This is a genomic window from Gordonia sp. (in: high G+C Gram-positive bacteria) (assembly GCF_047600385.1).
Classification (GTDB): domain Bacteria; phylum Actinomycetota; class Actinomycetes; order Mycobacteriales; family Mycobacteriaceae; genus Gordonia.
On sequence record NZ_JASGKZ010000001.1, the window covers coordinates 986,797 to 999,094 of the forward strand.

Genomic DNA, 12,298 nt, shown 5'->3' on the forward strand with positions numbered 1-12,298 from the left:
GAAACGGGTCACCGGCGGGACGCGGGTTCGTCGTACCATCGGGGAGACCGTGGCGCCTCCCGCGAGGCGCCGATCACCGGGAGCAGAGGTGGGCGTGGGTAACGAGATGTTCGAGCCGGCCGACGGGCGTCTCCTCGAATACGCGCTCGGCGGTCCCGACGACGGATTCCCGATCGTCTCGCTGCACGGGCTGCTGGGCGGGGCCACGATCGACTCCGATCACGAGCGGCTCTGCGCGCGCACCGGGGTGCGGCTGATCTCCGTCGCGCGACCCGGTTACGGACGGTCCACTCCGATTCCGGATGCGCCCGGTCGGAACGTCGCGAGCGGGGTGTCCGACGTCCTGGCGCTGCTCGACCATCTGGGGGTGGAGACCTACGGGGCGATCGGGATCTCCGCGGGCGCTCCGCACGCGCTGGCGCTCTCGGCACTCGGGAACCCGGTGTCGACGACGGTGGTGAGCGGGCTGCCGCCGGTGTTCTACGCGGGTGTCCGCCGGGGGTACCCGGTGTCGGCGCGAGCCGTGTTCGCGCTGCTGCGGAGGTCCGGCGCCGCCCGCGGTCTCTACGCGAAGACCCTGCTCGCCGTACTGGGGAAGACGATGCCGGACGAGCCCGCCGTCGCGGAGTCCGCGGTTCAGGGCGGTGCGGGCATGCGGCGGGAGATGCTGCTGCAGCAGCGACCCTGGGGTTTCGCCTTCGGCGACGTCGGAGCGGTCACCTGGTTCCACGGTGACGAGGACGACGAGGTGCCGTTGGCGGCCGCCGAGAAGGCGAGGACGCTGCTGCCGGATGCGACGTTCGTCGTCGTCCCGGGGATGGGGCACTTCCCCGACGAGGACCGCTGGGCGGAGATCTATCGCTCCGCGGTCGCCGCCGGACGGTCCGGAACCGAAAAGGACTGAAGGTTCACGAGCCGGTCGACGAGTTCGGCGTTCCAGTCCGAGTTCAGGTACTCCACCTCGGTGCGACCGGCCTCCGCGGCGACCTGGTCCAGCGTCGACGACAGGGGAGCGGTGGCGATCTCGATCCAGTCGCGGGTGCGCAGGGAGACGATCAGCGGGCTCGCGGTGCCGGTGCCGCCGTCGGTGGGGGCCATCGCCATCACCCGGGCGAAACCGAAGATCCGCGCCACGTTCGGGTCCACCTCGTTCGCGATGAACAGGGTGATCACCTCGTCGTCGGGGAACTCGCCGGCGAGGTTGGTCGCGTGCCTCAGCACCGGTTCCAGTTCGCCGCGCCGCTGGGTGGCCGGGTCCATCAGCGTCACCTCGACCAGCACGCGGCGGCCGTCGAGGACGAACTCGATGTCGCCGCGCAGGCCGGGGGCGTGGCTGATCGGCAGGAAGTCGCCGTCGAGGGAGAGCCCGAACGCCGCGCGCGGATCGAAGGCCCGGTCGGCGGCGTAGTAGAGCGAGAGTCCGACCAGGTACTCGTACATGCAGGGGACCGTCGGTTTGCCGCGGAAAGCCTTCTCGCGCACCGTGTTCACCGCGGCGGAACGGTAGTCGTCGGCGATCAGACCGAGCAGTCGCCGCACCTCTCCGGCCGGGAACGACGACGCGACGACCCGGTCGAACCGGGCGCGTTCCCGGGCCTCCACGAACTCCTGGATCTCGTCCGGGGCGATGCCGTGCCGGGCGACGATCCGCGCGTCGGTGCGGGCGAGGGCATCCGGGCCGCACGATTCGGCGACCCCGGCCGCCCGCCGCGCATCGTCCGGGGCGACGTCGGACAGCACGACGAGCCGGTCGTCGACGGCGGCGAAGAACTCCCCGGCGTAGGCGGCGCCTGCGCTCACCCGGTCCTCCGACACCGAGAACACGCCGCTCGCGGTGAGGATCCGCAGATCGTTGTCGAGGTATTCGCGGACCAGAGACGTGATCCGGCTGCCGTTGAACAGGTCGACGATGCCCTGACGGAAGTCGACGACGTCGCCGTCCCACGACGGATAGCACGCGCTGCGGTACACGGTGAGCGGTCCGTTGCCGCTTTTGCGCAGGTCGGGGAGATACCGGGCGGGATCGAAGCGAGCCTTGACCGTGGCGCCGCCGTCGGCGACGGCGCGGCGCAGCCGGGCGAGGGTCCCCGCGTCGGGATGCTCCCGGAAGTCGGTGAGCGCCAGCAGGAAGGCCCGGTAGCGTTCGACGAAGGTGGGGCCCTTGCCGTTCGGGAACGCCTCGGGCGTGAACACGCCCGAGATGATGTACCGATCCTGCTCCAGGGTCCGCTCGGCCGCACCGAGTGCGGTGTCGAGGGTGGCGCCGCGCGCCCGCATGTCGGTGATCGCCGCGACGAGCGCCTCGACGTCGACGCCGATCAGCTTCGGCCCGGCGATGAACGCGAAGGCGAACTCGTCGGTGCTCAGCGGTCCGGTCCGGTGCAACACGCGCAGGAGCAGTCGTACCGGGAAGTAGCGGTCGCCGCGGTCGGTCTTCTCGGTGTAGGAGAGCACGCCGCGCAGGACGGCCGAGTTCTCGGGGGTGAGCGCGCACAGCCGGTCGAACCGATCCAGGCGGCGTCGGTCGCCGCCGGAGAACAGCTCGCCCAGCGCGGTGATCCGGCGTTCGTGCTCGTCGACGAAACCCAGTTTGACCAGGGCACTGGTGTAGGTGCGGGCGCGTTTGGCGGCGTCGGCCTCGGCGATCGCGGTGCCGCTGCCGAAGACGTCCGGCGCCAGACCGCGCAGCAGGTGGTAGAACTCGGCCTGCGTCACCGGATCCCACGGACGCTCGTCGTCGGACCGGAACTCCGCGAGCGCCTCCAGCATCGCGTGGTATCCGGCGATCACGTCCTTGCGGCGGAACGAGGTGTCGCCGAGATGGACGAGCGACTTGGCGCGCGGCGGTGTCACCCGCCCATCGTGGCACAGTCGGGAACGGTGTCACGGCTTCGTCGTTCCGTCGTCGCTCCGCTACTCTTCCCGAGGCTTTCCCGACGATTGGTTCCGAATTTGTCCCGCACCACGTTCCAGGCGCGCATGCGCCTGACCCGCACCGAGGTCTTCGCCGGGCTGGTCACCGCGCTCGCACTGATCCCGGAGACCATCTCCTTCTCCATCCTGGCCGGCGTCGGCCCGGAGGTGGGGTTGTTCACGTCGGTGATCTTCGTCCTCACGATCTCGCTCGTCGGCGGCCGTCCGGCGATGGTGTCGGCGGCGGCCGGTTCGATCGCCGTCGTCGTCGCTCCGCTGGTCGCCTCCCACGGCGTGCGGTACCTGATCGCCGCCGTGATCCTCGGCGGCCTGATCCAGGTGCTGCTGGCCTGGGGCGGCGTGATCAAGCTGATGCGGTTCGTCCCGAACAGCGTGCTCACCGGCTTCGTCAACGCGCTGGCGATCCTCATCTTCTCCGCGCAGATCCCACACCTGATCGGGGTGCCCTGGCTGGTCTATCCGATGGTCGCCGGGGGTCTGGCACTGATGTGTCTGATGCCCAGGATCACCACCGCCGTGCCCGCACCGCTCGTGGTGACCGCGCTGTTGACCGCGACGGCCGTGGTCTTCGCGCTCGCCGTGCCGCGGGTGGGCGACGAGGGGGAGTTCACCTCGACGCTGCCGACCCTCGGCATGCCGGACGTGCCGTTCACCTGGGAGACGCTGCGGATCGTGTTGCCGTACGCGCTGGCCCTCGCGCTGATCGGTCTGCTCGAGACGCTGATCACGCAGCGGATCGTCGACGGCCTCACGCACACGCCGTCGTCGCCGCTGATCGAGAGTCAGGGGCAGGGCGTCGCGAACGTGGTGACCGGTTTCTTCGGCGGCATGGGCGGCTGCGCCATGATCGGCCAGACGATGATGAACGTGAAGGCCTGCGGCGGCCGCACCCGGCTCTCCACCGTCGTCGCGGGCCTCGCGCTGCTGTGCATGCTGGTGTTCTTCGAGCCCGTGCTCACCGCGATCCCGATGGCCGCGCTGGTCGCGGTGATGGTCGTCGTCTCGTTCACGACGATGGACTGGACGTCGATCTCGCCGTCGACGCTGCGCAAGGCCCCCGTCGCCGACAGCGCCGCGATGCTGGTGACCGTCGCGGTGACGCTGCCGACGCAGAACCTGGCGTACGGGGTGCTCGCGGGTGTGGCCTGCGCGCTGATCGTGCGGAAACTCTTCCCGGCGGCCGAGCCCGTGGCCGAGGAGACGGTGACACTGCCCTGAGACCGACCCGCCGGATGAGTGCTCCCCGGTGTGTTCGCTCCGGGAATCGGGGACTGCTCGGTGATCGAGTTCTTCTCGGTGATCGCGCCTTCTCGGTGATCGAGCGGAGTCGAGATCCCCGACCGGCGAGGAGAACCACCTCTGGCCGAGGGTGCTCGGCATCCCGGTCTCGATCGAGGCGACGGTGCTCGACCCCCTGACCGGCACCCGCGGGGGACCGGGGCGGTCAGCCGCGCGGGCGGAGCGTCAGATCGGTCGGAATGCGCATCCGCCGGGGCGGACAGAGCCTGTACGACGGCGAGGGCGACGCTCTCCGGGGTCAGGAACCGTGACGGGTCGTAGTCGGCGCCCTCGATCGCGACGATGCCGCGCTGCATGTCGGTGTCCACGCGGCCCGGATAGACCGAGGTGACCCGCAGGTCGGGTTCCTCGGCGCGCAGGCCGTCGGCCAGGGCGCGCAGCGCGAACTTGCTCGCCGCATAGGGTGTCCAGCCGGGTCGGACGTTCTGGCCCGCCCCGGAGTTCAGGAACACCACGTGGCCGCGGCGGGCGCGCAGCTCAGGCAGCAGCAGCCGGGTGAGTTCGGCGGCGGCCACCACGTTGATCTCCAGCAGGGAACGCCATTCGGCGGCCGCGGTCTCCCCGACCGGGTGCAGGGTGCTGGCGATCCCGGCGCAGTGGACCAGCGCGTCGAGTTCGGTGATCCCGTCGACGGCGGCGGCCACGGCGTCGTCGTCCGTCAGTTCCACGGCGAGGATGCGCGCGCCGCCGAGTCCGGCCGCGAGTGCCTCGAGGGCGGCGGAGTCGCGGCCGAGGAGGATCAGTTCGTGCGTGGGAGCGAGGGCGCGGGCGATCTGCGCACCGATCCCGCGGGAGGCGCCGGTGACGAGTGCGGTGGGCATGGTCAGACGCGCCCGCCGGTCGCGATCCGGCCGGACGTGTCGGGGCCGCCGAACGAACCCGGGGTACGACCGCCGTGACTGTAACCGCCGTTGCCCAGATCCGCCGGGACCACCGCGGTCGGCACGACGACGGCGTCGATCAGCACCCCGGTCAGGGCCGGGGCCCCGGCGTCGCCGGATCGCTGCCACGCCGCCACGTCCTGGCGGGCGAGCACCAGGGCCTCGTCGGCGAGCGCGGCGGCCTGGTCGGTCGGCTCGTCGTCGGTGTCGGCGGACTGCACCTGATCGAGGAGGCGTTCGGCCTCGATCAGGCAGGTCCGGGCCCGGGCGCCGATCACTCCGCGGCGCGTGTCGACGAAGCTCTCGGCGGCGCTCAGTTCGGCGGTGGCCCGGACGGCCGGTGTGCACTCCCGGCCCAGGACCTCCAGGTTCTGGGCGGCGTCGGCGAGGGCGTCGAGCAGCTTCTGCGCGGTGTCGAGGGCCGATTCGGCCGAGCGGATCGCGGCGACCACCGACCGGCTCTGCTCGGCGGCGGCGTCGCGCCCCTGGTCGATGGCGGCGTCGGCGAACTGGATCAGCTCCTCGGCGAGGCGCACGTTCCCGTCCACCGAATCGACGATCGAGCCGGTGAAGTCCGCGGTGAGTCCGGTTTCCTGCTCGGCGCTCTCCCCGAGCAGCGCCGAGAGTGTCGCGGAACGCTCGGCGAGACGATCCAGTCGATCGGACGCCTCCGGGATCAGGGAGCGCACGGAGTCGAACGCGGGGGCCTGATCGTCCAGGAAACGGTCGGCGTCCGAGCAGATGCTGATGATCTGGGCGAGCAGTGCGCGCTTCTCGTCGTCGTCGATACCGTCCCGATCGGCCTCCCGCCGCAGGCGGAAGGCGGCGGACACCGCGCTCTCGGCCGTGGTGAGTGCGGCCCGGAACGGTGCGATGCGGCTGGCGCCGAGCTCGTCCTCGGCCAGGGCGAGCTCGTCGGCGCTCAACGACACCGCGTTGTCGGTGCTGGTCAGGCGTTCGTCGGCCCACGGTTCCAGGGTGGTGAGCGACTGCTCGGTGAGCTCGCCGACGGTGAGCGGATCGCTCTCGGCGGGTTCGCCGGTCTCCGTTCCCGGCCGGCTGCTGCGCCGGGAGACGTAGACGATCGACCCGGCCAGCGCTGCGAGCACGACCACCGCGATCAGCGTGATGTAGAGCCAGCTCCGCGACGTGACGTCGGAGATCTCGGCGGCGGCGTCGAGCGCGGCGTTCGCCCACTTCTTGTCACGCACGGCGGGCTCGACGACCTCCCGGCCGATCTCGTCCAGTTCGGACGGGGACAGATCGTCGATGTGATCGGCGCCCCCGAGGTAGTAGCGACCGTCCTCGACGGCGACCGCGAGCAGGATGTCGCGGTAGCTCAGCTCACTGAGCTGCTGGGTCTCGTGAGCCCACTCCTGCGGCGATCTGCCCTCGAAGTCGCGGACGTAGACCACCCAGAGCTGCAGGTCCTTCCGGGCGGACAGCCGCTCGACGGCCCGGCTGATCTCCCCCTCCTGCTTCTCGCTGAGGACTTCGGCGGCGTCGACCACCTGGGTGGGCAGGTGCGCGGGCGCATCGGCGTGGGCCGGGGCCGCCAGGAAGGCGCCGAGAAACAGCGCGAACAGGAGACTCAGAGCTGGCAGCGTGAGCACGCGCCGACGAGCGAGGGTCATGAGTCCAATCTAGCGGCTCGGCCCGGGAGGCCACCGGTCGATCTGCCGGACATCCGATACCTGGGGCCCTCCGGGCTCGCTGTGGGACATTGGAGCCCTATGCGATACGACGACGTGGTGATCGGCGCCGGGCCGAACGGGCTGACGGCGGCAGCGCTGCTCGCGCGGGCCGGCCGCCGGGTCCTGGTGAGGGAGGCGGCCCCGACGATCGGGGGCGGAGCACGGACCGACGAGGTCTTCGGATCCGGGATCAGGCGTGACGTCTGTTCCGCGGTGCACCCGACCGGATTCGTCTCGCCGGCGTTCGAAGAACTGGACCTCACCGGACACGGTCTGGAATGGCTGGTGCCGGAGTACTCGGTGGTGCACGGCACGGCCCCCGACCGGGCGATCGGACTCGCCCGCGATCCGGAGGTCCGCGCTCGGGAACTCGGCCGGGCCTGGGAGAACGCCGTCGGCTGGGCGGGCGGCGAGCCCGGGCTGATCGACGACGTCCTGAACCTCCCCGGGCTCCCGCGCCACCCGGCGGCCACGGCGAGGTTCGCGGCGGCCGCCGGACTGCCGGTCGGCGCCTTCACCCGGACCGCGTTCCGGGACGACGACGCACGCACCCTCTTCGCCGGGATCGCCGCGCATGCCGCGCGGCCGCTCTCCGCGCTCGCCTCGACCGCGCCGGGCCTGCTGCTCGCCGCGCTCGGCGGATCGGGCTGGCCGGTCGCGCGGGGCGGTTCGCAGGCGATCAGCGACGCGCTCGCCTCGGTGATCCGTTCGCACGGCGGCCGGATCGAGACCGGACACCCGGTGACCTGTGCGACGGAACTGCCCGAGGGCGCCCGACTCTTCTTCGACACCTCGCCCCGGGCGTTCACCGCGATCCTGGGCGACCGCCTGCCCGCGCGTTATCGGCGCAGGCTCGAGCGATTCCGATACGGGTCCGGCACCTGCAAGGTCGATTTCCGATTGAGCGCGCCGATCCCGTGGCGGGATCCGCGTTTCGCCGCCACGGCGACCTTCCATCTGGCCGCCGACGCCGCGCAGATCGCCGTCGCCGAGGCGGATGCCGCGGCCGGACGGATCCCGCTGCGGCCGTGGGTGCTCGGCGGCGAACCGACCCGCGTCGATCCGTCGCGGGCCCCGGCGGGCACGCACCTCGCCTGGGCCTACTCCCATGTTCCGGCCGGGTGCGACGTCGACGTGTCGGAGTCGATCATCGCCGAGATCGAGCGCTGCGCCCCCGGATTCCGGGACGTGATCGTGGAGAGGATCGTCACCACCGGGGCCGATCTGGAACGCCACAACGCCAACAACGTCGGCGGCGACATCGGATGCGGTACGACGTCCCTGCGCCAGCTGCTGGCTCGCCCCGTGCTGAGGTCGACGCCGCAGGTCACGCCGCTGCCGGGGGTCTACCTGTGTTCGGCGGCCACCGCGCCGGGCGGCGGGGTGCACGGGATGAGCGGATACCGGGCGGCGCGGCACGCGCTGGCCCGGCTTCTACGCTGACTCGCAGGGTCGCGCTCATCGGTCGATGCCGCCTCGTCGGTCGGTTTTAACGCCTCGCCGGCCGGCTTTCTCTCCTCGCCGGCCGGCTTTCTCTCCTCGCCGGTCAGCTTTCTCTCCTCGTCAGTCGGCTTTCTCTTCTCGTTGGTCGAGCGGAGTCGAGACCACCGCCGGAATGTCGAGGGGATCTCGACTCCGCTCGATCACCGAGGGAGTCTCGATCACCGAGGGAGTCTCGATCACCGGGGAGTCTCGATCACTGAGGAAGGACGCTCGCCGACCCCTTCGACACGCGGCCTCGTTCCTCGGTCGCGGCTCAGGGGCCGGGGGACGAGGCCGGTCGGTGGGGCGGTGCAGCGGGGCGGTTACGGAGCGAGGGCCGCGAGCAGCTCCGACACCGCGGCGCGGGCGTTCGGGTACGCGTCGGACTCGCTCCACAACTCGGTCCACTCCGACTCCTCGCCCAGGATCCGTTCGACGGCCTCGGCGGCACGACGGCGGAGGTCCGGCCCGACCTCCCCGGCGGGTGGATCGATCGGGTCGATGCCCACGGGAAGAGCCGGGGCACGGTCGCCCGCGTGGGCCCGGGCGAGGACGGCGATCGCCGCGAGCGCCCGCGACGCCGCATCCATCTCGACGTACTCCTCGGCATCGTCGCCCACGACCTCGTCGATGGTGGCGACGATCAGGTCGAGCGCAGGGGTGCCCGCCTCCTCGCCGCGGTATTCCTCGACCCAGTCGAGTGCGTCGTCGTTGTCGAAGACTCCGGTGTCCCAGGCGCCCATGGCTGCTCCTTCGGTGGCGGTGCGGTTCTCGTGAACACGTCTGCAGGGGCAGGCTAGCGTGCCCCTGTGACAGATCAGCGGTGTCGGTCGCGCCAGTCGCAGAGGAGCTTCGCCGCGCTCAGGTCGTAGCCGGGGCCGTCGGTGGCCACGGTGAGCAGGGAGACGCCCTCGGCGGTGATCTCGTCGGCGAAGGCGAGGGTCGCCTCGTCGTCGCCCCGGTACTTGATCTCCGCGGACCGCTCGATGGTCTCCGGGTCGCGGCCGAGACCGTCGCAGTAACCGGCGAGCAGGGCACTCTTCTCCCGATAGGTCTCGACGGTGACGAAGGAGTGCCAGACGTCGGCGTGCTCGGCGACCAGCGGCAGGGTCTTCCGCGGTCCGCCGCCGCCGATCATGAGCGGGATGCGTCGGACCGGCGCGGGATTCAGCCGCGACATCCGCGCGGTGATGCGGGGCAGGGCGGCGGCGAGGTCGTCGAGCCGGGAGCCCTTGGTGCCGAAAGGGTAGCCGTACTCGTCGTAGTCGCGCTGGAACCAGCCGCTGCCGATGCCGAGGATCAGCCGCCCGCCGCTGATGTGGTCGACGGTTCGGGCCATGTCGGCCAGCAGTTCGGGATTCCGGTACGAGTTGCACGTGACCAGCGGGCCGAACTCGACGCGCTCGGTCTGCTCGGCCCAGGCGCCGAGCATGGTCCAGCACTCGAAGTGGGCGCCCTCCGGGTCGCCGTGGAGCGGGAAGAAGTGGTCCCAGTTGAACAGGACGTCGACGCCGAGGTCCTCGGCGCGCAGCACCGCGTCGCGCAGGAGGGCGTAGTCGGGCGAATGCTGCGGCTGGAGCTGGACGCCGATGCGCACGGGGAAGGCCATGAGCCCAGTCTGCCGGAGGATCCGTTCGGCGGGGGCCGGTGTGTGGTCTCGATCGGGCATCCCCGGTCGAGGGTGCCCGATCGAGGCGAGGGTGTCCGGCCTCCCCGTGTCGGCGGGCCGACCGTACCGGCGCCGGCTCCCCGATACCCTCTCGGGTATGAGTCACGACCACGGTCACGCACACCATCCGCACAGCGCCGCCGCATGGGACGAGCGCTACGGCAGCGCCGATCGACTCTGGACGGCGCAGGCCAATCCGGCGCTGATCCGCGAGGCGGCCGAGCTGACGCCGGGGACCGCGCTGGACGTGGGCAGCGGGGAGGGGGCCGACGCGCGGTGGCTGGCCGACCGGGGCTGGCACGTGACGGCGGTGGACATCTCGCAGGTGGCGCTCGATCGTGCGGCGGCGATGGATTCACGTGAAACCATCGCGTGGCGGCGGGTGGATCTGACCGCGGAGAAGGTCCCTTCGACGGGCTCAGGGAGCGGCGAGGTCGGCTCGGGGAGCGACGAGGACAGGTCGGGGGACGGCGCGGGCGGTTCAGAGGGCGGGGCGGGATACGACCTGGTGTCGATGCACTACTTCCCGGTGGCGATCGACCGGGCCGATGTGATCGCTGCACTCGTCGACGCGCTCGCGCCGGGCGGGACGCTGCTCGTCGTCGCCCATGATCCGGAGGGGATCCGGGCGCACGGGCACGACCCCGACGAGTACTTCCAGCCCGCGGACGTCGCCGAGAAGTTCGCCGACCGGCTCGACGTGCGGCGGCTGGCGATGGTCCCGCGGGGGCGTCCGGCCGGCGGCACCGCGGGGCGGCGGCACATGGACGACGTCGTGCTCAGGGCGACGCGGCGCTGACGGCGGCTCTTCGGGGCGCGGGCTCGCGTCGCTCGCGGGCGGATCGGGGAGCGGAGGGGCCGAACCCGGGCTCAGACGTCGACGCCGAACTTCCGGGCCACCGCGGCCAGCCCCGGGTAGGTGTCGGCGACGGCGCGGAACAGCCAGCGGTCGCCGTCGCGGTAGAGACTGCCGTAGTGGACTGCGGTGTGCTCGCCCAGCGACTCGGACAGCGAGAACTCCGCGAGGGTGCCGAGCTGCCGGTCCGAGACGGTGACGGTCGCGTCGCGCAGCAGCCCGAAGGTGCCCTTCTCGTCGTACAGGGTGGCGACCAGGGCGATCTCGGCGACGGTGGACGGCGTCGCGGACAGCGCGATGCCGAGGGTCTCCAGGACGCCGCCGGGATCGGCGCGATGCAGCACGGCGCGGCTCGGCGACTCGCTGTTGTTGAAGAAGACGAACTCCGCGTCGGACGGGACCGTGCCCTGTCCGGTGAGCGACAGGGCGGACAGGTCCAGGTCGAGGTCGGTGGCGAAGGTCGCCGCCTTGTTCCACGTCGTCGAGACGGTGACGTCGGTCAGTCCAGGTGCATCCATCGCCATGATGATCGATTCTCTCCCCGCGCCGAATGATGGTCGATGCCGGTCAGGGCTTCAGCGAATAGACCAGCGAGTCGGGCATCCAGAGTAGAACGGTCGCGGCGATGCCGAGAATGACGATGGTCACGGACACCGGCTCGAAGCCGATCAGGAAGGCCAGGGAGAACACCGCCAACACGACCGCGGCGACCCGCGGCCACCGGCGGCCCCGGAACGCCGAGATCCCGAACACGATATAGCTCAGCGTCGCGAAGATGGTGCAGACCGACACCAGGTAGATGGCCCAGCTCTCGGCCTGGTTGATCCAGGAGACGGCGGTGGTCTGGACGACTCCGGTCGGATCCTGCCGGCTGATGCCGACGGCGAGGTCGGAGGCCGAGGAGATGAACAGGATGATCCGGACGAGTTGCGCCAGACAGAGGGCCGCGCAGAGCCACAGCAGGCTCGACGCGACGATCACGGTCGTCGGTCGCGGCACCCGCACGCCGCCGCCGGCCGGGCCGGAGCGGGTGTGGACGGGCGTCGGGGCGACACCGAAGACGGGCGGCGTCGGGGGCATGTCGAACGGGCCGCGGTGCTCGAGCGCGCCGGGCACCGCCGTGCGGCCGGTGGGGAACGGACTGTACGACGACGGTGCCCCGCCCGGTGCGGCACCGGCCCCCGGGTACGGCGAGCCGAACCCGGCGGGCCCGCCGCCCGGTGTCCCGGGGAAGGCGGGAGCCGCCCCGGGCGGGTACGGGGCGGGCATCGGTGCCGCACCGGGATACGGCGCACCGCCCGCCGCCGGGCCGCCCCCGGGGGCCCCGGGGTACGGGGCGGCCGAGCCCGGGCCGGCGGCGGGGGTCGGAGGTGCGGCCGGTCGACCGAACGGACCGCCGACCGGGAGTTCGTGTCGGCGCGCGGCGGGCCCGGACGGACCCGGACCCGGGTTCGGTGTGAAGGGATTGGTCATCGTCGTCCTT

10 protein-coding genes and 1 pseudogene are annotated in these 12,298 nt (G+C 71.7%); 4 read left to right on the forward strand and 7 right to left on the reverse strand.

All coding sequences use genetic code 11. The annotated features are described in order from the left end of the window. The first annotated feature begins 94 nt into the window (after positions 1 to 94). Positions 95 to 904, forward strand: coding sequence for an alpha/beta fold hydrolase (locus QM809_RS04425; RefSeq protein ID WP_415044602.1), 810 nt, complete (start codon positions 95 to 97; stop codon positions 902 to 904). Here QM809_RS04425 and QM809_RS04430 read toward each other — a convergent pair. Beyond that, positions 856 to 2,853, reverse strand: coding sequence for an AlwI family type II restriction endonuclease (locus QM809_RS04430; protein WP_415044603.1), 1,998 nt, complete (start codon positions 2,851 to 2,853; stop codon positions 856 to 858). The two genes, QM809_RS04425 and QM809_RS04430, sit on opposite strands and share 49 nt — an antisense overlap. Before the next feature lie 99 nt (positions 2,854 to 2,952). Here QM809_RS04430 and QM809_RS04435 point away from each other — a divergent pair, with 99 nt between their 5' ends. Beyond that, the gene (locus QM809_RS04435; RefSeq protein ID WP_415044604.1) at positions 2,953 to 4,152 is read left to right on the forward strand and encodes a SulP family inorganic anion transporter; all 1,200 of its coding nucleotides are present in this window, start codon (positions 2,953 to 2,955) and stop codon (positions 4,150 to 4,152) included. Between the two features lie 226 nt (positions 4,153 to 4,378). Here the strand turns inward: QM809_RS04435 and QM809_RS04440 are convergent. Further along, a pseudogene (locus tag QM809_RS04440) lies at positions 4,379 to 5,054 on the reverse strand (SDR family oxidoreductase). A 2-nt stretch (positions 5,055 to 5,056) separates the two neighbouring features. Further along, entirely contained in the window at positions 5,057 to 6,748 is a 1,692-nt protein-coding gene (locus QM809_RS04445) for a TPM domain-containing protein (protein WP_415044605.1), read from the reverse strand. A gap of 99 nt (positions 6,749 to 6,847) precedes the next feature. On the opposite strand from QM809_RS04445, the gene QM809_RS04450 reads away from it, so the two are divergent. Next, positions 6,848 to 8,251, forward strand: coding sequence for a phytoene desaturase family protein (locus QM809_RS04450; RefSeq protein WP_415044606.1), 1,404 nt, complete (start codon positions 6,848 to 6,850; stop codon positions 8,249 to 8,251). 362 nt (positions 8,252 to 8,613) lie between these two features. Here the strand turns inward: QM809_RS04450 and QM809_RS04455 are convergent, their stop codons facing one another. Beyond that, complete coding sequence (locus QM809_RS04455) at positions 8,614 to 9,033, reverse strand: DUF4259 domain-containing protein (RefSeq protein ID WP_415044607.1); 420 nt, start codon at positions 9,031 to 9,033, stop codon at positions 8,614 to 8,616. A 74-nt stretch (positions 9,034 to 9,107) separates the two neighbouring features. Beyond that, a complete protein-coding gene (locus QM809_RS04460; RefSeq protein WP_415044608.1) occupies positions 9,108 to 9,899 on the reverse strand; it encodes an LLM class F420-dependent oxidoreductase in 792 nt (263 codons plus the stop codon). A gap of 157 nt (positions 9,900 to 10,056) precedes the next feature. Here QM809_RS04460 and QM809_RS04465 point away from each other — a divergent pair, with 157 nt between their 5' ends. Then, positions 10,057 to 10,758 carry a class I SAM-dependent methyltransferase gene (locus QM809_RS04465; RefSeq protein WP_415044609.1) on the forward strand — a complete coding sequence of 234 codons (702 nt, stop codon included), beginning with the start codon at positions 10,057 to 10,059 and terminating at the stop codon, positions 10,756 to 10,758. 71 nt (positions 10,759 to 10,829) lie between these two features. Here QM809_RS04465 and QM809_RS04470 read toward each other — a convergent pair whose 3' ends face one another. After that, positions 10,830 to 11,333, reverse strand: coding sequence for a TerD family protein (locus tag QM809_RS04470; protein WP_415044610.1), 504 nt, complete (start codon positions 11,331 to 11,333; stop codon positions 10,830 to 10,832). Positions 11,334 to 11,382: 49 nt separating this feature from the next. After that, positions 11,383 to 12,288: a hypothetical protein gene (locus QM809_RS04475; RefSeq protein WP_415044611.1), complete on the reverse strand. Its 906-nt coding sequence runs from the start codon at positions 12,286 to 12,288 to the stop codon at positions 11,383 to 11,385. Positions 12,289 to 12,298 lie beyond the last annotated feature (10 nt).